Annotated in this window: 23 protein-coding genes, 1 pseudogene and 1 riboswitch; of the genes and pseudogenes, 23 read left to right on the top strand and 1 reads right to left on the bottom strand. The window is 70.4% G+C overall.

Annotated features, from left to right (window positions below; all coding sequences use genetic code 11):
* Positions 1 to 6: 6 nt before the first annotated feature.
* From rsmD to ACWEOE_RS35350, 13 genes are all read left to right on the top strand, one after another.
* On the top strand, positions 7 to 573 hold the full coding sequence (rsmD, locus tag ACWEOE_RS35410; protein ID WP_452017018.1) for a 16S rRNA (guanine(966)-N(2))-methyltransferase RsmD: 567 nt from the start codon (positions 7 to 9) through the stop codon (positions 571 to 573).
* A 52-nt stretch (positions 574 to 625) separates the two neighbouring features.
* The gene (gene coaD / locus ACWEOE_RS35405) at positions 626 to 1108 is read left to right on the top strand and encodes a pantetheine-phosphate adenylyltransferase (protein WP_452017016.1); all 483 of its coding nucleotides are present in this window, start codon (positions 626 to 628) and stop codon (positions 1106 to 1108) included.
* A 432-nt stretch (positions 1109 to 1540) separates the two neighbouring features.
* Positions 1541 to 2251 carry a ribonuclease domain-containing protein gene (locus ACWEOE_RS35400; protein ID WP_452017014.1) on the top strand — a complete coding sequence of 237 codons (711 nt, stop codon included), beginning with the start codon at positions 1541 to 1543 and terminating at the stop codon, positions 2249 to 2251.
* A gap of 217 nt (positions 2252 to 2468) precedes the next feature.
* Positions 2469 to 3200: a DivIVA domain-containing protein gene (locus ACWEOE_RS35395; protein ID WP_452017012.1), complete on the top strand. Its 732-nt coding sequence runs from the start codon at positions 2469 to 2471 to the stop codon at positions 3198 to 3200.
* A gap of 79 nt (positions 3201 to 3279) precedes the next feature.
* Complete coding sequence (locus ACWEOE_RS35390) at positions 3280 to 3897, top strand: YceD family protein (protein WP_452017010.1); 618 nt, start codon at positions 3280 to 3282, stop codon at positions 3895 to 3897.
* 75 nt (positions 3898 to 3972) lie between these two features.
* Entirely contained in the window at positions 3973 to 4155 is a 183-nt protein-coding gene (rpmF, locus tag ACWEOE_RS35385; RefSeq protein WP_220237671.1) for a 50S ribosomal protein L32, read from the top strand.
* Positions 4156 to 4169: 14 nt separating this feature from the next.
* A complete protein-coding gene (gene rnc, locus ACWEOE_RS35380) occupies positions 4170 to 4937 on the top strand; it encodes a ribonuclease III (RefSeq protein ID WP_452017008.1) in 768 nt (255 codons plus the stop codon).
* Positions 4938 to 5042: 105 nt separating this feature from the next.
* Positions 5043 to 5906 (top strand): bifunctional DNA-formamidopyrimidine glycosylase/DNA-(apurinic or apyrimidinic site) lyase, encoded by an 864-nt coding sequence (mutM, locus tag ACWEOE_RS35375; RefSeq protein WP_452017006.1) that lies wholly within the window; start codon positions 5043 to 5045, stop codon positions 5904 to 5906.
* 51 nt (positions 5907 to 5957) lie between these two features.
* Positions 5958 to 6389, top strand: a complete 432-nt coding sequence (locus tag ACWEOE_RS35370; protein ID WP_452017004.1) for an XRE family transcriptional regulator — start codon at positions 5958 to 5960, stop codon at positions 6387 to 6389.
* 3 nt (positions 6390 to 6392) lie between these two features.
* The gene (locus ACWEOE_RS35365; RefSeq protein ID WP_452017002.1) at positions 6393 to 6935 is read left to right on the top strand and encodes a hypothetical protein; all 543 of its coding nucleotides are present in this window, start codon (positions 6393 to 6395) and stop codon (positions 6933 to 6935) included.
* Positions 6932 to 8128: an MAB_1171c family putative transporter gene (locus ACWEOE_RS35360; RefSeq protein ID WP_452017000.1), complete on the top strand. Its 1197-nt coding sequence runs from the start codon at positions 6932 to 6934 to the stop codon at positions 8126 to 8128. The genes ACWEOE_RS35365 and ACWEOE_RS35360 overlap by 4 nt, the downstream gene beginning before the upstream one ends.
* A gap of 111 nt (positions 8129 to 8239) precedes the next feature.
* Entirely contained in the window at positions 8240 to 8563 is a 324-nt protein-coding gene (locus tag ACWEOE_RS35355) for a PadR family transcriptional regulator (RefSeq protein ID WP_452016998.1), read from the top strand.
* A complete protein-coding gene (locus ACWEOE_RS35350) occupies positions 8560 to 9828 on the top strand; it encodes a DUF1700 domain-containing protein (protein ID WP_452016996.1) in 1269 nt (422 codons plus the stop codon). The genes ACWEOE_RS35355 and ACWEOE_RS35350 overlap by 4 nt, the downstream gene beginning before the upstream one ends.
* 137 nt (positions 9829 to 9965) lie before the next feature.
* On the opposite strand, the gene ACWEOE_RS35345 is transcribed toward ACWEOE_RS35350, so the two are convergent.
* Positions 9966 to 10487 carry a general stress protein gene (locus tag ACWEOE_RS35345; protein ID WP_452016994.1) on the bottom strand — a complete coding sequence of 174 codons (522 nt, stop codon included), beginning with the start codon at positions 10485 to 10487 and terminating at the stop codon, positions 9966 to 9968.
* Positions 10488 to 10701: 214 nt separating this feature from the next.
* Between ACWEOE_RS35345 and ACWEOE_RS35340 the strand changes: the two genes are divergently transcribed.
* The 10 genes and pseudogenes from ACWEOE_RS35340 to ACWEOE_RS35295 all read left to right on the top strand — a co-directional run.
* Positions 10702 to 12069, top strand: coding sequence for a glutamine synthetase family protein (locus ACWEOE_RS35340; protein ID WP_452016992.1), 1368 nt, complete (start codon positions 10702 to 10704; stop codon positions 12067 to 12069).
* On the top strand, positions 12050 to 12778 hold the full coding sequence (locus ACWEOE_RS35335) for a gamma-glutamyl-gamma-aminobutyrate hydrolase family protein (protein ID WP_452016990.1): 729 nt from the start codon (positions 12050 to 12052) through the stop codon (positions 12776 to 12778). The genes ACWEOE_RS35340 and ACWEOE_RS35335 overlap by 20 nt, the downstream gene beginning before the upstream one ends.
* Entirely contained in the window at positions 12775 to 14142 is a 1368-nt protein-coding gene (locus tag ACWEOE_RS35330; RefSeq protein ID WP_452016988.1) for an aldehyde dehydrogenase family protein, read from the top strand. The genes ACWEOE_RS35335 and ACWEOE_RS35330 overlap by 4 nt, the downstream gene beginning before the upstream one ends.
* 5 nt (positions 14143 to 14147) lie before the next feature.
* The gene (locus ACWEOE_RS35325) at positions 14148 to 14915 is read left to right on the top strand and encodes a 3-oxoacyl-ACP reductase (RefSeq protein ID WP_452016986.1); all 768 of its coding nucleotides are present in this window, start codon (positions 14148 to 14150) and stop codon (positions 14913 to 14915) included.
* A gap of 153 nt (positions 14916 to 15068) precedes the next feature.
* The gene (locus ACWEOE_RS35320) at positions 15069 to 15506 is read left to right on the top strand and encodes a hypothetical protein (RefSeq protein WP_452016984.1); all 438 of its coding nucleotides are present in this window, start codon (positions 15069 to 15071) and stop codon (positions 15504 to 15506) included.
* Between the two features lie 85 nt (positions 15507 to 15591).
* Positions 15592 to 15684: riboswitch (glycine riboswitch) on the top strand.
* A gap of 151 nt (positions 15685 to 15835) precedes the next feature.
* Complete coding sequence (gene gcvP / locus ACWEOE_RS35315; protein WP_452017097.1) at positions 15836 to 18667, top strand: aminomethyl-transferring glycine dehydrogenase; 2832 nt, start codon at positions 15836 to 15838, stop codon at positions 18665 to 18667.
* Between the two features lie 7 nt (positions 18668 to 18674).
* A complete protein-coding gene (gene gcvT / locus ACWEOE_RS35310) occupies positions 18675 to 19784 on the top strand; it encodes a glycine cleavage system aminomethyltransferase GcvT (RefSeq protein ID WP_452016982.1) in 1110 nt (369 codons plus the stop codon).
* An 11-nt stretch (positions 19785 to 19795) separates the two neighbouring features.
* Complete coding sequence (gene gcvH, locus ACWEOE_RS35305; RefSeq protein ID WP_452016980.1) at positions 19796 to 20173, top strand: glycine cleavage system protein GcvH; 378 nt, start codon at positions 19796 to 19798, stop codon at positions 20171 to 20173.
* The gene (gene glyA / locus ACWEOE_RS35300) at positions 20174 to 21448 is read left to right on the top strand and encodes a serine hydroxymethyltransferase (RefSeq protein ID WP_452016978.1); all 1275 of its coding nucleotides are present in this window, start codon (positions 20174 to 20176) and stop codon (positions 21446 to 21448) included.
* Positions 21445 to 21570: pseudogene (locus tag ACWEOE_RS35295) on the top strand (lipoyl synthase); the annotation flags it as partial. The gene glyA and the pseudogene ACWEOE_RS35295, both read left to right, overlap by 4 nt.

Below are 21570 nucleotides of genomic sequence, written 5' to 3'. Positions count from 1 at the left end.
GGCGGGGTGACGAGGATCGTGGCGGGGAAGGCGGGCGGCCGGCGGCTCAAGGTGCCGCCCCAGGGCACCCGCCCGACGTCCGAGCGGGTGCGCGAAGCCCTGTTCAACGCACTGGAAGTGGCGGGCGAGCTCGACGGCACGCGGGTGCTGGACCTGTACGCCGGCTCGGGCGCCCTCGGCCTCGAAGCCCTGTCGCGCGGGGCCGCCGACGCGTGGTTCGTGGAGGCCGACCGCCGGGCGGCCGACGTGCTGCGGGGCAACGTCGGTGCCCTGGGCCTGGGCGGAACGGTGCGTGCGGCGTCCGTCGAGGCCGTGGTGGCGGCGCCGGCGCCCGGGGAGTTCGACGTGGTGCTGGCCGACCCGCCGTACGCGGTGGACGCCGCCGCGCTCGGCTCCGTGCTCGCGTCGCTGGACGCGGGTGGCTGGCTTTCGGACGGCGCGCTGGTGGTGATCGAACGCGCCGCCCGCGATGGCGCCCCCGCGTGGCCGGCCCGGTTCACTCCGACGCGGGACAAGAAGTACGGCGACACCGCCCTGTACTGGGCCGAGTACTCGCGTCGATCACAGGTGTGACGCAACCGTCACGAGGTGCGCGCGCAGCGTCGCGGCTTGGTAGCGTCCGCGCATGCGGCGTGCGGTCTGTCCCGGGTCCTACGATCCGGCCACCAACGGACACCTCGACATCATCGAGCGGGCCTCCCTCCTCTTCGACGAGGTCGTGGTCGCGGTGGGGGTGAACAAGAGCAAGAAGGGCCTCTTCAGCGTCGAGGAACGGCTGGAGATGCTGCGGGAGATCACCGCGAAGATCCCGAACGTGCGCGTGGACTCGTGGCAGGGACTGCTCGTGGACTACTGCCGGGACAACGACATCGCGGCGGTGGCGAAGGGGCTGCGCTCGGTCAGCGACTTCGACTACGAGCTGCAGATGGCCCAGATGAACCGCGAGCTCACCGGCCTCGAGACGCTGCTGATGGCGAACAACCCGGCTTACGGGTTCGTGTCGAGCTCGCTGGTGAAGGAGGTCGCCGCCATGGGTGGTGACGTCGAGAAGCTGGTGCCGCCGGTGGTGTTCGAACGGCTGGGGAAGGTGTTTCCGCGGCAGGGGTAGTGCGGTTGCGGACAAGGGCTGTTCGGAGCTGATCGAGGTCTGTGGGTCTGCGGACGGGTGCGCGCCGGGTCTTGAGCCGGGGTACGAGTTCTCGATCAGGGTGTGGTTCGCACAAAGCTTGCTCGGTCGCGAGCGAGGTGTGCTCGGTTCCGCGCAGGAGCAGTGCGGTTTCAACCGAGGCTGGTGAGGTCGCCGACCGGACTGGTCGGGTGGTCACTCGGGCTGGTCGAACTCGAGCGCGCTGGGAGGGTTTACGTCCAGGTGCCGGTTGGCTGCGAGCACGAAGGCTGCGCGTCCTCGAGCGGGATTCCGCACGGTCACCCGGCGCATTCGCCCGAACGGGTTGCGACCATCGTCGGGACTTCGGGGCGCGCGTGAAGCTGTTCACTTGACGGCAGCCTGAAGACCACCCCATCGGGTTACGGTCCGAAAATGGCCAACCACCGTTCGCGCTTAGCGACCGTCCTGTTCGCCCTGCTGGTCGGTTTCCTCGGGTTCGGCACCGCTGCGGTTGCGGCGCCCGCGATCCCGGCGGCGCCGGCGTCCGTGCTGCAGAACTCGTGCGGCAATCTGTCCGGGTTTTCGCACACGTCGCTGTCCGCGCTGCCCGCGGAGGCGACGACGACCTACAACCTGATCAAGAAGGGCGGGCCCTTCCCGTACCCGAAGAACGACGGAGTCGTCTTCGACAACCGGGAAGGAATCCTCCCGTCCTGTTCGTCCGGGTACTACCACGAGTACACGGTGCCCACGCCGGGGGCGAGCACCCGCGGCACGCGCCGGATCATCACCGGCCAGGGTGGCGAGTACTTCTACACCGGTGACCACTACGAGACCTTCAAGGTCATCGACGTGGCCGGTGGCGGCGGCAGCACCGGCTCCTGCGGCAACCTCTCGGGCCTGGCGAAGATCGGCTACTCCACCTTGTCCTCGGCCGCGAAGTCGGTCGTGAACCAGGTGCGCGGCGGCGCGACCGGCCAGACCTACGAGAACCGCGAGGGCGTGCTGCCGGCCTGTGCCGCGGGGTACTACCAGCTGTTCGCGGTGGGCGCGAACGACCGCGTGATCAAGGGGAAGGGCGGCGAGCTGGCCTACACGCCGGACCGCTACGTCACGTTCAAGGCGATCGACCTCAACTCCTGATCGCGCCAACTCCTGACCACGCCAACTCCTGACCACGCCAACTCCTGACCACGCTCGGAACGGCCGTGCCGCCTCACCGCTGCGGGTGGGGCGGCACGCTGTGTCATGAGCCGTTCGCAAGAGGACACGCCCAGTCCGGCGCGCGTTCACCGGTTCAGCCCGGCGAGCGGGCAGACTGATCCTCAGCGAACGGGGATTACTGCTTGAGGGAGTGGCCGTGTACCGGGTTTTCGAGGCACTCGACGAGCTCGTCACGATCGTCGAAGAGGCCCGCGGGGTGCCCATGACGTCCAGCTGCGTCGTGCCGCGCGGTGACGTCCTCGAGCTGCTCGACGACGTCCGCGACGCGCTGCCCGGCGAGGTCGACGACGCCCAGGACGTGCTGGACAAGCGCGACGACCTGCTGCACGCCGCCCGCAAGGAAGCCGGCGAGACCGTGGCCGGGGCCAACGAAGAGGCCGAGCGCACGGTGTCCGACGCCGCTTCCGAAGCCGAGCGGATCCTCGCCGACGCGCGCGCCCGCGCGGAGCAGATGATGGGCGACGCCCACAACGAGGCCGAGCGCATGGTCGCGGCCGGGCAGGCGGAGTACCAGAACCTCACCGACCGCTCGCGCGCCGAGTCGGAGCGCATGATCCAGGCCGGCCGCGACGCCTACGACCGCGCCATCGAGGACGCCCGCGCCGAGCAGGCCCGGCTCGTCTCGCAGACCGAGGTGGTCCAGGCCGCGCACGCCGAGTCGGCGCGCATCGTGGACGAGGCCCACGCCGAGGCCGACCGCCAGCGCGCCGAGTGCGACGCGTACGTGGACGGCAAGCTGGCCGAGTTCTCGGAGCTGCTGGCGACGACGCTGCGCACCGTGGACTCGGGCCGCAACCACCTGCGTTCGCCGGTGAACCTCGGTGGCAGCGGCGCCGGCCGCCCGACGCTGTACGACTACCAGGTCTGACCGGCCGGCACAGGGCGCCGGGAGTGACGCTCGGCACCAGCTCGAAAGAGGTGGCGCACCCTGCGTACCCTGGTAACCGATGTCAGAAAACCCCGCCCAGAACTCCCGCCCCGCGCAGCTCGACGACAAGAGCCCGTGGGTCGTGGACACCCGTGAGCTCGGCCGCCACGCCGGCCTGAGCCGTGAGGTCCGTCGCACCGTGCCGCTCGAGGCCACCCTCGGCGTGCCCGACGTCATCTCACTCGAAGCCGGCTCGACGCTCGAGCTCGACCTGCTCCTCGAATCCGTGGTCGAGGGCGTGCTGGTCAGCGGCACGGCGAGTGCCACCGCCATCGGCACGTGCTCGCGCTGCCTCGACCCCCTCACCGAGGAGATCGAGGTCGACCTCACCGAGCTGTTCGCCTACCCCGGCTCCGCCACGGAGGAGACCACCGACGAGGACGAGATCCCCCGCCTGGTGGACGACCGGATCGACCTCGAACCGATCGTCCGCGACGCCGTGGTCCTGGCGCTTCCCCTCGTGCCGCTGTGCGAGGAGGACTGCGCCGGACTGTGCTCCGAATGCGGTGTCAAGTGGGCCGATCTCGAGCCCGGACACGGGCATGAGAAGATAGACCCTCGGTGGGCCGCGCTGGTCGAGCGATTCGACGAGAACGCGGGCGAAAAGCCTGCGCACGGCTCCGGAGAGCAAGCCTGACGAGCGTCCAGCTCGATCCGGGAGAAGTCAGTTCGGCTCGTGAACGCGGGCAGACAGGTGTAAGGAGATCTACTCGTGGCCGTCCCGAAGCGGAAGATGTCGCGATCCAACACGCGCGCGCGCCGCAGCCAGTGGAAGGCGGCTCCGGTTCAGCTGGTGCCCTGCTCCAACCGCGCCTGCCGCCAGCCGAAGCTGCAGCACATCGCGTGCCCGACGTGCGGCCAGCACAACGGCCGCCAGGTCGTCGAGCCCGCCTGATCGGGCAGCCGATCATGGGGGGTAAGTCCGCCGGGGGACCCGCGGCCGATCCCACAACACTGCTCGAGGCGCTCGGGGTCGAATTCGACCCCGAGCTCCTTCGGCTTTCGCTGACCCACCGCTCGTACGCGTACGAGAACGGTGGACTCCCGCCCAACGAGAGGCTGGAGTTCCTCGGCGACGCGGTGCTCGGCCTGGTCGTCACGGACCACCTGTACACCACGCACCCGGACCTGCCGGAAGGCCAGCTCGCGAAGCTGCGCGCCAGCGTCGTCAACATGCACGCGCTGGCGGGTGTGGCCCGGGGCCTGGGCGAGGGCGGTCTGGGCGCGCACCTGTTGCTGGGCAAGGGCGAAGAGCTCACCGGCGGCCGGGACAAGGCGAGCATCCTCGCCGACGGTCTCGAAGCCGTGATCGGTGCCACGTACCTGGCCCACGGCATCGAGGTCGCGCGCAAGCTCGTGCACCACCTCTTCGACGGCCTGCTGGCCGAGGCGCCCCTGCGCGGGGCCGGTCTCGACTGGAAGACCAGCCTGCAGGAGCTCACCGCGTCCTCCGGTCTCGGCGTGCCCGAGTACCGCGTGGAGGACACCGGTCCGGACCACCGCAAGGAGTTCACCGCCACGGTGCTCGTCGCGGGTCGTGCGCTGGGCACCGGAGCGGGCACCACGAAGAAGGAAGCCGAGCAGAAGGCCGCCGAAACGGCGTGGCGCGCGCTGTCCGAGGAACTCGGCAACGGGTCCGACGGCGCCCCGAAAATCGGCGACACTTCCGCGAGCTGAGTCTTGGGGACAGTGCTTTCGGAACGCTGCTTTCGGCAGATGACCACCGAAGGCTGACGCCCGACCGGCCCGGAACTGTCGTACCCGGCGGGCAGAATGGACGCCATGCCCGAACTTCCCGAGGTCGAGGTCGTGCGCGCCGGCCTCGAGGCCCACGTGGCCGGCCGCACCGTCAGCAAAGTCGAGGTCCTGCACCCGCGCGCCATCCGCAGGCACACCCTCGGCGCCGAGGACTTCACCGGACGGCTCGCCGGGGTCGTGATCGAAGCCGCGCGCCGGCGGGGCAAGTACCTGTGGCTGGAGCTCTCGCACGGTGAGGCCGTGCTCGCCCACCTCGGCATGAGCGGCCAGATGCTGGTGCAGCCCGAGGGCACGCCCGACGAGAAGCACCTTCGCGTGCGCGTACGATTCGACGACGACGGCCCGGAGTTGCGGTTCGTGGACCAGCGCACGTTCGGTGGCCTCGCGCTCGACGATCTCGCCGAGGTCGAAGGTGACCTGCTGCCTGCCACGATCGCCCACATCGCGCGGGACCCGATGGACGCGAAGTTCGATCCGGCCGCGGCCGTGAAGGCACTGCGTTCGCGGCGCACCGAGGTGAAGCGCGCGCTGCTGGACCAGACCCTCGTATCCGGCGTCGGCAACATCTACGCCGACGAAGCCTTGTGGCGCACCAAATTGCACGGCACCCGGCCCACCGACAAGCTCACCAACGCGCAGGGCACCGCACTACTGGCCGCCGCCGGTGAGGTGATGAGCGCCGCGCTCGCCGTGGGCGGCACGTCCTTCGATGCCTTGTACGTCAACGTGAACGGGCAATCCGGGTACTTTTCGCGTTCGCTCGACGCGTACGGCCAGGAGGGACTACCGTGCCGCCGATGCGGAACGGCGATCAGGCGGGAACCGTTCATGAACCGCTCGTCGTACTCCTGCCCGAAGTGCCAGCCGAGGCCCCGCAGCTTGCGTTGATGCGCCCGTCGGCGTGACCAACTAAGATGAACGCGGCGGAAGAGGAGCAGCATGACGGAGCCGGACAGATCGTCGCTGGCCGACAAGATCGACCAGCTGTTCCACGTCGTGCGCCGGCCCGATCGCGAGCAGTACAGCCACGAGGACGTCGCCCGCGCGTGTCGTGAGGCGACGGGGGAGAGCTTCTCCACCACGTACCTCTGGCAGCTGCGCACCGGGCGTCGTGACAATCCCACGAAGCGTCATCTGGAGGCACTCGCGCAGTTTTTCGGCGTTCCTCCGGCATACTTCTTCGACGACGAGCAGAGCGTGAAGATCGCGGAAGAGCTGGCGTTGCTGGGTGCCCTGCGGGACGCGGGTGTCCGTGACGTGGCGCTGCGGGCGATCACGCTCTCACCCGACGGGCTCGACACGATCAGCGACATGATCGACGCGATCGCCCGGAGGGAGGCCGCGCGAGGCGGCGCGAAGAAGGAGGGCTGAGCGGTGGCGGACCGGCGGCGCGAGCTCTGGCGACGGTGCCGTCGCCTGGCCGACGCGCCGGCGCTGCCCGAGCCCTTCGACGCCGACGAGTTCGTGGCGGGCATCGCCGCCGGCCGCGGTCGGCCCATCGAGCTGATGCCGGTCAACGTGCCGTCCGACGGGCCGTGCGGCCTGCTGATGAGCACCGCGCGAGCCGACTACATCCTCTACCCCACGAACACCACCGCCTTGCACCGCCGCCACATCCTGCTGCACGAGGTGGGTCACCTGCTGTGCGGGCACGTCGGCTCCGACGCCGGCGCCGAGGGCGCGGCGATCGACGTCGCCGTGAGCCGCGCGTTGATGCCGAACCTCTCGCCCGAGCTGGTCCGGCGCGTGCTGGGCCGCACCACGTACTCCGAGGTGCAGGAGCAGGAAGCCGAGCTGGTGGCGTCGCTGCTCGCCCAGCGCGTGGCGAAGGTGCAGGCACCGCGCCCGCAGGGGGACAGCGGGCTGGCGCGCATGGACGACATGTTCGGCGGCCGTCCGCGCCGTCGGAACCCGTGATCGAGACGCTGGCGTACCTGGCCTGCGTGCTCGGGTTCGCCGGTTTCGGCGTGAAGCTGCTCGACGCCGGGCGCGACCAGCCCGCGCGCACGCTGTGGTTCCTCGCGGGCTTCGGCATCTGCATCGCACTCGGCATCACCGACGGCATGCCGGCGATGGACGAGCTGGCCGGCCACCAGGTCTGGTACGGCGAGTACGCGCCGCTGGCCGGCGACCTGGCGAAGTTCGGCGCGATCGGGTTCACGGTCGCGTTCACGCGCTCCATGCGGTTCGGCGCCGACGCGCGGCTCGGCTGGCACGCGGTGCTGTCGTGGCTGGTGATCGCCACCGAGATCGTGCTGTTCACCCTCGCGGGGCCCGACCGCGCGGGCGACGAGACGGTCGTCGCCACTGGGCGGCGACCGTTTCTGGTGGCGTACGAGCTCGTGTTCGTCGTGTACGGCGTGCTCAGCCTCGTGCTGGTCGCGGTGTTCTTCGCGCGGTTCGCGGCGCGCGCCCGCGCGGGTTCACTGCGCACGGGGTTGTGGCTGATCTTCGCCGGTGCGGTGGCGGGCGTGGCGTGGACGCTGTGGGACCTCGACGACGTGGCCTCGCTCGTCGCCACCGGCCGTGTCGGGGCGACGGAGGACCTGCCGGCCGCGGTGCTCGGGGCGACGTGCGTGGTGCTCGCGGTGGCGGGGTCGACGTTGTCGGTGTGGGGGCCGTCGCTGGGGGCGCCGGTGCGGTGGCTGCGCGCGTACCGCGGTTACCGCCGCATCGAGCCACTGTGGACGGTGCTGCGCGACGCCGTGCCCGGGATCGCCCTGGATCCGGCGCGCGGGCTGGGGCGTGGCGCGGAGTTCGCCCTCTACCGGCGCGTGATCGAGATCCGAGACGGGCACCTCGTTTTGCGCCCGTACTTCGACCCGGACCTGCCGGCGCGAGTCGTGGACCGGGCGCGGCGCGAAGGCGTGCCGACGCGGCGGGTGGCCGCGACCGTCGACGCCGCCACGCTGGCGGCGGCCCTCGTCGCGCGCGAAGCCGGCCACCGCTTCCAGCCCGACGACGCCGACGCGCCCGTCAGCCGGACCGTGGCCGCCGACGTGAGCGCGGAGGCCGCGTGGCTGGTCGAGGTGACCCGCGCGTGGCGGCGTTCGGCGCTGGTGGCCGACGTCCGCCGCGAAACCCGGCTTGAGCTGGGCGTCTCGGTCTGATCGCCGTTCCTCGGCGAACACCTGGGGGTGATCTTCCGCCGAATGGCCGTCCGCCGTGCACACTACTGCGCAATGCGTGGTACCGTTCCAAACGTAAGACTGGAGGGTGCCGTGGAGATCAGTCAGCTGCTCAAGGGAGTGCTCGACCTGGCGGTGCTGGCCGTGCTGCGCGATGACGACGGGTACGGCTACGACGTACTCCGAAGACTCCGCGTCGCCGGCCTGGAGGAAGTGGGGGACGCTTCGGTCTACGGCACGTTGCGCCGGCTGTACAAGGCCGGGCTGCTGACGTCGTACGTCGTGCCGAGCGAAGAAGGGCCGCACCGCAAGTACTACAGCCTGAACGAGCCGGGGAGAGCGCGGCTGCAGGAGTCGGGGAAGACGTGGGCGAGTTTCGCGTCGACCATGAACGGTCTACTGGGAGTTGCAGCATGAGTACGGAGAAGCCCACCGCGGTGCGGGTGTACCTGGCGCGGGTCCGGACCGCGCTCGCCGATCTGCCGGCGGGGGAGATCGAGGAGATCCTGGAGGACGTCCGGCCGCACCTGGCCGAGATGGAGACGGAGCTGGGGGCCGACGCGCGCGTCGAGCAGCTCATCGAACGGCTCGGGTCGCCGGAGAGCTACGCGGCCGAGCTGCGGGCGTCCGGGGGTTATCCGCCGGCGGACGTGAACGCCGAGGCGACCACCGCGGTTCTGGCGACGCCCAAGAAGCGGAGCCTGCTCGCGCCGCGATTCGCGTTGTGGGGCTTGCTGTTCTGCGCCGTGGGGCTGGCGCTGTTCGCCTTCGCCGCGGCGGTGCAGCTCGACCCGGACGTGCTGCTGGGCCTGCTGCTGCTGGCGCCGGTGTTCGTGCTGAGCCTCGTGTTCTTGTTCAACGGCGGGGTTTCGGCGGTGCAGGAGCTGCCCGAGGTGGTGCGGGCGCGCGAATCGGTGCGGTCCTGGCGTGAGAAGCGCGAGGGGGACAAGGCCGTCACGTACCTGCGTTCGCTGAAGCCCGCGTGGTGGGTGGTGTGCGCGGTGGCGCTGCTCGGGTTCGGGCTGCTGCTGATGGTGCGGCACTCGTACGCGGTGCTGCTGCTGCCATTCCTCGCCGTGGCCGCCGCGGCGGTGGTCTGGGCCGGTCCGAGGACGGCGTCCGACCGGCGCCTGATGTGGATCGCGGTGCCCGTGTCGGCGTTCGTGATCGGCGGCGCGTTCGGTGGCTTCGGCGCGACGATCGACCTGATCACGCACCGCACGTTCTACCCGAGCACCACGTCGTACTCGTCGTCGACGACCGACAGCTACGGCAACGAGGAACTGCTCTACGGCGGCTCCGAGGTGGGAAACCTCTACGCCTTCGACGCCTCCGGCAAGCCGCTGACCGACGTCTACCTGTACGACGACCAGGGCCGCCCGCTCGCCGTCACCCGCTACGGCTGTGAAGCCGACACCGGCACCCGCTCCAAGATCGGCGAGGACAACCGGTTCCCGCGGCCGCGGCTCGTGCAGGGGGTGCAGGACGCCAACGGGAACCTGGACGGCTACAACGGCTACCGCGGGTACTGCAAGGAGACCGACGACGTGCCGTTCGCGGCCGCCATCCCGAAGCCGACGACCTCGGCACCGGCCCTCACGCCGACGAGTCCCGCTTCGTCGGCGCCCACAAAGCCGACGGCGCCGACCACGCCCACCAGTTCTGCTCCGCCCACGAGGTAGAGCGTGCGAGGGGCCGGGGGAGCAGAGGTCGGGGCTGCTCCCCCGGTTCCGTCTTGTGGGTGACCCGGGCAGTGAAAAAAAGAACTCGGGCGCCCGGGTCCGAGACCCAGGCGCCCGAGCTTCAGCGGGACGCTACGTCAATGACCGAAAGCCGAGCGGGCGGCGAGGTCCGCCAGCAGGGCGCGGCCCTTCTCGGCGTTGCGCGGCTGCGACAGGACGTCGTAGCGCTGGGCGACGAGCTGGCTCTGCGAGATGAAGCCGCGCTTGTTGCGGTTGGCGGCGTAGCCCAGGGCGCCGAACAACAGGTTGAACGCGACGCCCGCGACGAGGCCGATGACGATCGACAGCAGGCCCGCGGCGGGGTTCAGCAGGCTCAGGACCAGACCCAGGAACAGGCCGAACACCGCACCCGACATGGCGGAGCTGCTGAGGACCTTGCTCCAGCTCATGCGGCCCGCGACGCGTTCGACGAGCATCGGCTGGATGCCGACGATGGTGACGTCGCCGATCGGGAAGTCCGTGCCCGCGAGGTGGTCGACTGCCTTCTGGGCCTGCTCGTAGGACTCGTAGGAGCCGATGGGCCAGCCGGTGGGCATGGTCGGGAGCTGCGGCCGGGCCTGCTGCTGACCGATGGTGGACTGCGTGAATGCTTCTGTCATCCCTCTCACCTCTCTTGCCCCGTCCAACGCCCGGGGCGGCGCGTTTGGTCCCGTAAACCCACGATTCACAGAATCTTCTCAGCCGGGCAAGCCGGACATACGCGGCCCTGACGCAATGGATCCAGAAAATACCTTTGACCGGATTGACCACGCGAGCGGTGGCCGGTAGGAAGAACCCGCAAAGGATCCCACCCAAACCTTTGGGGACGGTGCGATGGTTGGCAGGCGAGGGTTGCTCACGCTCGACGCGCTCCGGGAGCAGGTGGCGGCGGGCTCGATCGACACGGTGCTGGTCGCGATCACGGACATGCAGGGCCGGCTCCAGGGCAAGCGCTGCTCGGCCGAGTACTTCCTCGACGAGGTCGTCGGCCACGCCACCGAGGCGTGCAACTACCTGCTGGCCGTCGACGTGGACATGAACACCGTGGACGGCTACGCGATCTCGAGCTGGGACGCGGGCTACGGCGACTTCGTGCTGCGCCCCGACTTCTCGACCCTTCGCAACGTCCCGTGGCAGGAGGGCACCGCGCTCGTGCTCGCCGACGTCGAGCGCGTGGACGGTGGCGGGCCCGTCGCGGTGTCGCCGCGGCAGGTGCTGCGGCGGCAGCTGGATCGGCTGGCCGAAAGGAACCTCCAGGCGTTCGTGGGCACCGAGCTCGAGTTCATCGTGTTCGACGAGAGCTACGAATCCGCGTGGGACAAGCGTTATCACGGCCTCAGGCCCGGCAACCAGTACAACGTGGACTACTCGATGCTCGGCACCGCGCGCGTCGAGCCGTTGCTGCGCCGCATCCGCAACGAGATGGCCGGCGCCGGGCTGTACCCCGAGTCGGCGAAGGGCGAGTGCAACCCCGGCCAGCACGAAATCGCGTTCCGGTTCGCCGACGCGCTGACCACGTGCGACAACCACAGCGTCTACAAGAACGGCGCCAAGGAGATCGCCGCGCAGGAGGGCAAGAGCCTCACGTTCATGGCGAAGTACAACGAACGCGAGGGCAACTCCTGCCACATCCACCTCTCGCTGCGCGCCGGCGACGGCAGCGCCGTGCTCCCGGGTGACGGCGACCACGGCTTCTCGAAGCTGATGCAGCACTTCCTCGCCGGGCAGCTCGCCGCGCTGCGTGAACTCACCTACTTCTTCGCCCCGAACATCAACTCCTACAAGCGGTTCGCGCGCGGCAGCTTCGCGCCGACGGCCGTCGCGTGGGGCACGGACAACCGCACGTGCGCGCTGCGCGTGGTCGGGCACGGTGATTCGCTGCGGTTCGAGAACCGCGTGCCGGGCGGGGACGTGAACCCGTACCTGGCCGTCGCCGCGTTGATCGCCGCCGGGCTGCACGGCGTGGAGAACGAGCTGCCGCTGGAGCCGGAGTTCACGGGCAACGCCTACGACTCGGACAAGCCGACCGTGCCGGCCACGCTGGGCGAAGCCGCCGAGGTGCTGGCGGGCAGCCGCATCGCGCGCGAGGCCTTCGGCGACGATGTGGTGGACCACTACCTCAACGCCGCCCGCATCGAACGGGAGGCGTTCGAGAAGGCCGTGACCGATTGGGAGCTCGTCCGTGGCTTCGAACGCCTCTGAAAAACCCGTCATCGGGCTCACCACCTACGTGGAGCAAGCCAAGTTCCTCGCCTGGGACACCGAAGCGACGCTGCTGCACCGCGTCTACGCCGACTGCGTGATCGCCGCCGGCGGGATCCCCGTGCTGCTGCCGCCGCTGACCGGGGCGTACGAGACGCTCGTCGACCGCGTCGACGGGCTCGTGCTCACCGGCGGCGCCGACGTCGAACCGCACCGCTACGGCGCCGAGCCCCACCCCGCCACTTACACCCGAGCCGACCGCGACGCCTTCGAGTTCGGCCTGTTCGCCGCGGCCCGGAAAGCCGGCAAACCCGTGCTCGGCGTGTGCCGCGGCCTCCAGGTGATCAGTGTGGCGCTGGGCGGCACGCTCACCCAGCACCTGCCCGAAACCCTCGGTGACACCGCGCACCAGCCCGCGCCCGCGACCTTCGGCACGAGCAGCATCACGCTCGTCGACGGCACGCGCGCGGCCGCGTTGCTCGGGCCCGAGACGAAGGGCCACTGCTACCACCACCAGGCCATCGACCGGCTCGGCGCCGGCCTGGTCGCGTCCGGGCACGCCGCCGACGGCACGGTCGAGGCGGCCGAGCTGCCCGGCGACGAGTTCGTCCTCGGCGTGCAGTGGCACCCCGAGCAGGACACCGGGGACGTCCGCCTGTTCCGGGCCCTGGTCGAGGCCGCAGTCCCAGCAGCAGAGGAGCGCAAGTGACGCAGACGTTCGACGTGATCAACCCCGCCACCGAACAGGTGGTGCGGTCGGTCGCGCTCACGAGCGCCGAAGAGACCGACGCGGCGATCGCCCGCGCCCACGCGGCGTTCAGCAGCTGGCGAGCCGTCGCCCCCGCCGATCGCGCGCGGCTGCTGCGGCGCTTCGCCGATGCCGTCGAGGCCGATCTCGAGAACCTCGCGCGCCTCGAAGTGAGCAACTCCGGACACACCATAAGCAACGCGCGGTGGGAAGCGGGCAACGTCCGCGACGTCCTGAACTACTACTCCGCCGCGCCGGAACGCTTGATCGGGCAACAGATCCCGGTGCCCGGCGGGGTGAACGTGACCTTTCACGAGCCGCTCGGCGTGGTCGGCGTGATCGTGCCGTGGAACTTCCCGATGCCGATCGCGGGCTGGGGTTTCGCGCCGGCGCTGGCGGCCGGCAACACCGTGGTGCTCAAGCCCGCCGAGCTCACACCGCTGACCGCGATCCGCCTCGGCGAGCTCGCCCGCGAGGCCGGGATCCCCGAAGACGTGTTCCAGGTGCTGCCGGGCAAGGGTTCGGTGGTGGGACAGCGGTTCGTGGAGCATGAGCTGGTGCGCAAGGTCGTGTTCACCGGCTCCACCGAGGTCGGCAAACAGATCATGGCCGGTTGCGCGAAGCAGGTGAAGCGCGTGACGCTGGAGCTCGGCGGCAAGAACGCCAACATCGTGTTCGCCGACGCCGACCTGGAGAAAGCCGCCGCGACGGCGCCGTACGGCGTGTTCGACAACGCCGGCCAGGACTGCTGCGCGCGCTCGCTGATCCTCGTGCAGCGCAGCGTCCACGAGAAGTTCATGGCGCTGCTGGAACCCGCCGTGCAGGGTGTGGCCGTGGGTGACCCCGGCGCCGAAGCCACGGAAATGGGCCCGCTGATCTCCGCGGCGCACCACGCGAAGGTGTCCTCGTACGTCACCGACGCGACACCCGTCGCGTTCCGCGGCAGCGCGCCCGACGGGCCCGGTTTCTGGTTCGCGCCCACCGTGGTCACGCCGGCGAGCCTGGCCGACCCGCTGGCCGCCGACGAGATCTTCGGGCCGGTCGTGGCCGTGGTCCCGTTCGACGACGAGGCCGACGCCGTCCGCATGGCCAACCACACCGACTACGGCCTGTCCGGCTCGATCTGGACGCGCGACGTCGGGCGGGCGTTGCGCGTGGCCCGCGGTGTGGAGGCGGGGAACCTTTCGGTGAATTCGCACTCGTCGGTGCGGTACTGGACGCCGTTCGGCGGGTTCAAGCAGTCGGGCCTCGGCCGCGAGCTGGGCCCCGACGCGCCGGCGGCGTTCACCGAGACGAAAAACGTTTTCCTGAGCACGGAGGATTGAGACAGATGGTGCAGCGTTTCGAGGGCCGCGTCGCCGTGATCACGGGCGGGGCCAGCGGCATCGGCCTGGCCTCGGCGCGCCGGCTGGCGAGTGAGGGCGCGAAGGTCGTGATCGGCGACCTCACGCCGGACGCCGGCAAGGCCGCGGCCGACGAGGTCGGGGGCCTGTTCGTGCAGGCCGACGTGACCGAACCCGAACAGGTGGAAGCGCTGTTCGCCACGGCCGTGGACCAGTTCGGCGCGGTCGACGTGGCGTTCAACAACGCCGGCATCTCGCCGCCCGAGGACGACTCGATCCTCACCACGGGCTTCGAGGCGTGGGAGCGCGTGCAGCGCGTGAACCTGACCTCGGTGTACCTGTGCTGCAAGGCCGCGCTGCCGCACATGCAACGGCAGGGCAAGGGCTCGATCATCAACACGGCCTCGTTCGTGGCGGTGATGGGCGCGGCGACCTCGCAGATCTCCTACACCGCGTCCAAGGGCGGGGTGCTCGCGATGAGCCGCGAGCTGGGGGTGCAGTTCGCGCGCGAGAACATCCGCGTCAACGCGCTGTGCCCGGGGCCGGTGAACACGCCGCTGCTCAAGGAGCTCTTCGCGAAGGACCCGGAACGCGCGGCGCGGCGGCTGGTGCACGTGCCGGTGGGGCGCTTCGCTGAGCCGGAGGAGATCGCGGCCGCGGTGGCCTTCCTGGCCAGCGACGACGCCAGCTTCATCACGGCGTCGCAGTTCCTCGTGGACGGTGGCATCTCGGGCGCGTACGTCACTCCGCTTTAGACAGACAGCTTTGGACAGCCGGCTTTCGGAAGGGCTGTCACCGGGACGGGTTGATCTTCCGCCTGTTCCGGTGGCGCTCGCCCTGTGCCGGTTTCGCGGTGGGTAGACCGGAGTCGAGGCGACCGGTCCGGTCGCCCGATCCGGGAGGGTGCCATGCCGATCCGTGAAACGTCACCGATGCTGCGGGAGGTCGCCGACCTCTGCGAACTGTGCCGCGTGCGGTGCGAACGCGCGTTCGCCGGTGGTGAACTGGCCGCGATGGGACCGGTCGTGCTCGCGGCGGCGTCGATGTCGCGCCTGTGCGCCGACACGCTCGACCGGTGTTCGGGCCTGGCCGCCGACGTCGCGATGGTGCGGATGTCGGTGAAGGCGATGTGCGCCGAGGCGGCGCGGCTGCTGTCGCTGTGCGCCCAGGCCTGCCGCGCGGCCGACGGCGAGGAGCTGCGCGACCTCGCCGTGCTGCTCACGCGCTGTGCCGACGGGTGCGCGCTGCTCGCCGGGACGCCGAAGCTCACCAAGGTCCCCATGACCCTGCCCGCGCAGACCCGTCACCTGCGCACCTTCAGCCGTGGCTCGGCGGGTGTGGCGTGAACCGTCCGAGGTAGACTGGCGAGAGAAGCGGCAGGTACGGTGGCCGCGAGCACACCAAGCACACAAACTTGCATACCGGGCCGTTCGAGCCGGAGCGGGAGAGTCCCATGAGATCGATGGGACACCGAAGGAGCAAACTCCCCGGAATCTCTCAGGTACCCACTACCGCTTCGCGCGAGGCCACTCTGGAAAGCAGGCGCACCCGCGCCTCACCCAAGGTGAAAGCCGCAGGTTCGAACAAGACTGCGCGGTGAAACTCTCAGGTGCCCATGACAGAGGGGGAGTTCCCAGCGCACCGCTGCGCCCGGTGCCCGGCCCGAGGAGCTCCCATCACTTCGACACCGTTCGACGCCCGCCACATCGGCCCCGCCGCGGCCGAGCGGGCCAAGATGCTCGCCGAATGCGGTTACGGAAGCCTGGACGCCCTCGTCGACGCGGCGGTTCCGTCCGCGATCCGCACCATGCGCGGCCTTGAGCTGCCCGCGGCCGCGTCCGAAGAGGAAGCCACCGCCGAGCTGCGTGCGCTGGCCGCGCTCAACCGCCCCATGACGCAGATGATCGGTCTCGGCTACTCCGACACCGTCACGCCGGGCGTGATCCGCCGCAACGTACTCGAGAACCCCGCGTGGTACACCGCTTACACGCCGTACCAGCCGGAGATCTCGCAGGGCCGGCTCGAGGCGCTGCTCAACTTCCAGACGATGGTCGCCGACCTCACCGGCCTGACCACGGCCAACGCGTCGATGCTCGACGAGTCGACCGCCGTCGCCGAGGCCATGACGCTCATGCGCCGCTCGTCGAAGTCGAAGTCCAACGTGATCGTGCTCGACGCCGAGTGCCTGCCGCAGACCATCGCGGTCGTACGCACGCGCGCCGTCGCGCTGGGCATCGACGTGCAGGTGCGCGACCTGCTCACCGGGCTGCCGGAGGAGTTCTTCGGTGTCGTGGTGCAGTACCCGGGCGCTTCGGGGGTGCTGCGCGGCCGCGGTTTCTACCACGCGATCTCCGAAGCCGCGAAGGCCGCGGGCGCCCTGTACACGGTGGCCGCCGACCTGCTCGCGCTCACGTTGATCACCTCGCCGGGCGAGTTCGGCGCCGACGTCGCCGCCGGTTCCACGCAGCGCTTCGGTGTGCCGCTGGGCTACGGCGGCCCGCACGCCGGGTACCTGGCCGTGCGCGCCGGGCTCGAGCGCTCGCTGCCGGGCCGGCTGGTGGGCGTCTCTGTCGACGCCGACGGGAACCTGGCGTACCGGCTCGCGCTGCAGACGCGGGAGCAGCACATCCGCCGCGAAAAGGCGACGTCGAACATCTGCACCGCGCAGGTGCTGCCGGCGGTGCTGGCCGCGATGTACGGCGTCTACCACGGCCCGGACGGCCTGAAGGCCATCGCGACCCGCGTGCACGAGCTGGCGGCGGGCTTCGCCGCGGCCCTGCGCTCCGGCGGCGTCGAGATCGTGCACGAGTCCTTCTTCGACACGGTCGTGGCGCACGTGCCTGGCCGCGCCGCCGAGATCCACGCGGCCGCGCGCGAGGCGGGCATCAACCTGGGCCACGTCGACGCCGACCACGTGCGCGTGGCCTGTGACGAGGTGACCCGGCCCGACACCGTGGCGAAGGTGCTGCACGCGTTCGGGATCGAAGCCGAAGCCGCCTCGGCGAACGCGCTGCCGAGCGGCATCGTGCGCGAGAGCGGCTTCATGTCCCACGAGGTGTTCAGCACGCACCGCTCCGAAACGTCGATGCTGCGGTACCTGCGCAAGCTCGCCGACCTCGACTACGCGCTCGACCGCGGCATGATCCCGCTGGGCTCGTGCACGATGAAGCTCAACGCCACCACGGAGATGGAGCCGATCAGCTGGCGCGAGTTCGCGGGCATCCACCCGTTCGCACCGGCCGAGGACGCCGAGGGCTACCACCGGCTCGTGGCGCAGCTGTCGGGCTGGCTCGCCGAGGTGACCGGCTACGACGAGGTGTCACTGCAGCCCAACGCCGGCAGCCAGGGTGAGCTCGCCGGCCTGCTCGCCATCCGCGGCTACCACCACGCCAACGGCCGGCCCGAGCGCGACGTCTGCCTGATCCCGTCGTCGGCCCACGGCACCAACGCGGCTTCGGCGGTGCTCGCGGGCATGCGCGTGGTCGTGGTGAAGTGCACCGACGAGGGCAACGTGGACCTCGAAGACCTGCAGGCCAAGGTGGACACCCACCGCGACACGCTCGCGGCGATCATGGTGACCTACCCGTCCACGCACGGCGTGTACGAGCACGGCATCGAGCGGCTCGCGAAGATCGTGCACGACGGCGGCGGCCAGGTGTACGTGGACGGCGCGAACCTCAACGCGTTGCTGGGCCTGGCGAAGCCGGGCGAGTTCGGCGGCGACGTGTCGCACCTGAACCTGCACAAGACGTTCTGCATCCCCCACGGCGGTGGCGGCCCCGGTGTCGGCCCGGTGGCGGTGCGCGCGCACCTCGCGCCGTACCTGCCGAACCACCCGCTGCTCGACGCCGCGGGCCCGGCCACCGGCGTCGGCCCGATCAGCGGCGCGCCCTACGGCTCGGCGTCGATCCTGCCGATCTCGTGGGCGTACGTGCGCATGATGGGCGCGCCCGGCCTCACCACGGCCACGAAGGTCGCGGTGCTCGCGGCCAACTACGTCGCCGCCCGGCTCTCGCCGCACTACCCGGTGCTCTACACCGGACAGGACGGCCTGGTCGCGCACGAGTGCATCCTCGACCTGCGCGGCATCACGAAGGACACCGGCGTGACGGTGGACGACGTCGCGAAGCGGCTCATCGACTACGGCTTCCACGCGCCCACGATGTCGTTCCCGGTCGCGGGCACGCTGATGGTGGAGCCCACCGAGAGCGAGGACCTGGGCGAGATCGACCGCTTCTGCGCGGCGATGATCGCGATCCGGCACGAGATCGACGAGGTCGCCGCCGGCCGCTGGACCGCGGAGACGAGCCCGCTGCGCGCGGCCCCGCACACCGCGGAGGCGCTGGTGGGCGAGTGGACGGCCGACTACGACCGCGAGCTGGCGGTGTACCCGGCGGGTGTGTCGCGCAAGAACAAGTACTGGCCGCCGGTGCGCCGGATCGACGGGGCGCGCGGTGACCGCAACCTCGTCTGCTCCTGCCCGCCCCTCAACGCGTACGAAGGCTGAGCTACCCGTGCCTGAACCGACACAGTCTCGAGAGACTTCCCTGCACGCCGTCCACAAGGGACTGGGTGCGCTGTTCACCGACTTCGCGGGCTGGTCGATGCCGGTCCGCTACGCCAGTGAGCTGGCCGAGCACAAGGCCGTGCGCGAGGCGGCCGGGCTGTTCGACCTGTCGCACATGGCCGAGATCCACGTGCGCGGCGCGCAGGCCGCCGACGTGCTCGACTACGCACTGGTCGGCAACCTCAGCGGGGTGAAGCCGGGCCGCGCCCGCTACACGATGATCTGCGACGCCGACGGTGGTGTGCTCGACGACCTGGTCGTCTACCGGCTGGCCGACGAGGAGTACCTGGTCGTGGCCAACGCCGGCAACGCCGACGTGGTCGCCGAGGCGCTGACCGAGCGGGTCGCCGGGTTCGACGCCGTGGTGGAGAACCGTTCGGCGGACACGGCTTTGATCGCGGTGCAGGGTCCGCGGGCGGTCGACGTGCTGGCCGCGGTGACCGACGCCGACCTGGCCGCGCTGAAGTACTACGCGAGCGTGCCCGCCGTGGTGAAGGGGCACGACGTGCTCCTGGCCCGCACCGGGTACACGGGTGAGGACGGCTTCGAGCTGTACGTGCCGGCCGCCGAGGCGCCCGCGTTGTGGCGCGCGCTGACCGACGCCGGCGAGGCGTTCGGGTTGGTGCCGTGTGGGCTGGCGTGCCGCGACACGCTGCGGCTCGAGGCCGGGATGCCGCTGTACGGCAACGAGCTCTCGCGTGAGCTGAATCCGTTTGCCGCCGGTCTGGGGCGCGTGGTGAAGTTCGAGAAGCCGGGTGACTTCGTGGGCCGGGCCGCGCTGGAGGAGCTGGCGAAGGCCGACGTTCCGCGCGTGCGGGTCGGGCTGCGGGGGACCGGTCGTCGGGCGCCGCGGCACGGGTACGCGGTGGTGTCGCCGGAGGGCACTTCGCTGGGCGAAGTGACCAGCGGTGCCCTTTCCCCGACGCTCGGTTACCCGATCGCCATGGCGTACGTCGAGCGGGCGTACGCCGAGCCCGGTACAAAGCTTTCCGTCGACATTCGGGGCCGGATCGAGCCCGTCGAGGTCGTCGCCCTGCCCTTCTACTCCCGAGCCTGAGGAAAAGCAGCGTGAGCATCCCTGAGAACCTGTCCTACACCAAGGAACACGAGTGGCTGTCGGTCGTCGACGGCGTCGCGACCGTGGGCATCACGGCCTTCGCGGCGGAGTCCCTCGGTGACATCGTGTTCGTGCAGCTGCCGGCCGTCGGCGGCACGGTGACCGCGGGCGAGGTGTTCGGCGAGGTCGAGTCGACGAAGTCAGTGAGCGAGCTGTACTCGCCGGTGAGCGGCGAGGTCGTCGAGGTGAACGACACCACATCGGACACCCCCGAGATCGTGAACTCCGACCCCTACACCGAAGGATGGCTCCTGAAGGTGCGGCTCACGGGTGACGTCCCGGAGCTGCTCGACGCCGCCGCATACGCAGCGCTGACGCAGGAGAACTGAATGCCGACGTTCGATATGCACCTCTCCGAAGTGGACCCGGAGATCGCCGCGGCCGTGGCTGCGGAGCTGGATCGGCAGCAGTCGACGCTGGAGATGATCGCGTCGGAGAACTTCGCTCCGGTGGGTGTGCTCGAGGCGCAGGGTTCGGTGCTGACGAACAAGTACGCCGAGGGGTACCCGGGCCGTCGTTACTACGGCGGCTGCGAGCACGTGGACGTCGTGGAGCAGCTGGCGATCGACCGGGCGAAGGCATTGTTCGGCGCCGAGCACGCGAACGTGCAGCCGCACTCGGGTGCGCAGGCCAACGCGGCGGCGATGTTCGCGGTGCTCAAACCCGGTGACACGATCCTCGGCCTCGACCTGGCCCACGGCGGTCACCTGACGCACGGGATGAAGATCAACTTCTCGGGCAAGCTCTACAACGTGGTGGCCTACCACGTCGACAAAGAGACCGGGATCGTCGACCTCGCCGAGATCGAGCGCCTGGCGGTGGAGCACCGGCCGAAGCTGATCATCGCCGGGTGGTCGGCTTATCCGCGTCAGCTCGACTTCGCCGAGTTCCGCCGGATCGCGGACCTGGTCGACGCGCGACTGATGGTGGACATGGCGCACTTCGCGGGGCTGGTGGCCGCGGGGCTGCACCCGTCGCCGGTGCCGCACGCGGACATCGTGACCACGACCACGCACAAGACGCTGGGCGGCCCGCGCGGTGGCTTGATCCTGTGCCGCGAGGAGCTGGCGAAGAAGGTCAACTCGGCGGTGTTCCCAGGCCAGCAGGGTGGGCCGTTGGAGCACGTGATCGCGGCGAAGGCCGTGGCGCTGAAGATCGCCGCGAGTGACGAGTTCCGTGAGCGGCAGGAGCGCACGCTGGCGGGTTCGCGGATTCTCGCGGATCGGCTGTCGCGTTCGGACTGTGCCGAGGCGGGCGTGCGGGTGCTCACCGGTGGTACCGATGTGCACCTGGTGCTGGTGGATCTGGTGCAGTCCGCTTTGGACGGTCAGCAGGCCGAGGATCGGCTGCACACCGTGGGGATCACGGTGAACCGCAACGCGGTGCCGTTCGACCCGCGGCCGCCGATGGTCACCTCGGGCCTGCGCATCGGCACGCCGGCGCTGGCCACGCGCGGTTTCGGGGCCGACGACTTCGTCGAGGTCGCCGACGTGATCGCCGAGGCGCTGAAACCGGACTTCGACGAGTCCGTGGCGCAAACGCTGCGCGGGCGCGTGGAGCTGCTGGCGAAGAAGCACCCGCTGTACGCGGACCGGTCGCGATGAGCGCGCAGCCCGAGGGACGCAAGCTGTTGCGGCTGGAGGTCCGCAACAGCGAGACGCCGATCGAGAAGAAGCCGTCGTGGATCCGGACGAGGGTGCGGATGGGGCCGGAGTTCACTGAGCTG

Source organism: Amycolatopsis sp. NPDC004368 (assembly GCF_053602515.1).
The sequence above is the reverse complement of the archived record's forward strand: the minus strand, read 5'-3'. Positions and strand labels throughout refer to the sequence as shown.

Excerpts from the sequence above, each read along its gene's own strand:
- ACWEOE_RS35350 (WP_452016996.1), top strand. The coding sequence starts at position 8,560 with ATGAGTACGGAGAAGCCCACCGCGGTGCGGGTGTACCTGGCGCGGGTC.
- glyA (WP_452016978.1), top strand. The coding sequence starts at position 20,174 with ATGCCGACGTTCGATATGCACCTCTCCGAAGTGGACCCGGAGATCGCC.
- ACWEOE_RS35320 (WP_452016984.1), top strand. The coding sequence starts at position 15,069 with ATGCCGATCCGTGAAACGTCACCGATGCTGCGGGAGGTCGCCGACCTC.
- ACWEOE_RS35390 (WP_452017010.1), top strand. The coding sequence starts at position 3,280 with ATGTCAGAAAACCCCGCCCAGAACTCCCGCCCCGCGCAGCTCGACGAC.
- rnc (WP_452017008.1), top strand. The coding sequence starts at position 4,170 with ATGGGGGGTAAGTCCGCCGGGGGACCCGCGGCCGATCCCACAACACTG.
- ACWEOE_RS35325 (WP_452016986.1), top strand. The coding sequence starts at position 14,148 with ATGGTGCAGCGTTTCGAGGGCCGCGTCGCCGTGATCACGGGCGGGGCC.
- ACWEOE_RS35345 (WP_452016994.1), bottom strand. The coding sequence starts at position 10,487 with ATGACAGAAGCATTCACGCAGTCCACCATCGGTCAGCAGCAGGCCCGG.
- mutM (WP_452017006.1), top strand. The coding sequence starts at position 5,043 with ATGCCCGAACTTCCCGAGGTCGAGGTCGTGCGCGCCGGCCTCGAGGCC.
- coaD (WP_452017016.1), top strand. The coding sequence starts at position 626 with ATGCGGCGTGCGGTCTGTCCCGGGTCCTACGATCCGGCCACCAACGGA.
- ACWEOE_RS35400 (WP_452017014.1), top strand. The coding sequence starts at position 1,541 with ATGGCCAACCACCGTTCGCGCTTAGCGACCGTCCTGTTCGCCCTGCTG.
- ACWEOE_RS35340 (WP_452016992.1), top strand. The coding sequence starts at position 10,702 with ATGGTTGGCAGGCGAGGGTTGCTCACGCTCGACGCGCTCCGGGAGCAG.
- ACWEOE_RS35370 (WP_452017004.1), top strand. The coding sequence starts at position 5,958 with ATGACGGAGCCGGACAGATCGTCGCTGGCCGACAAGATCGACCAGCTG.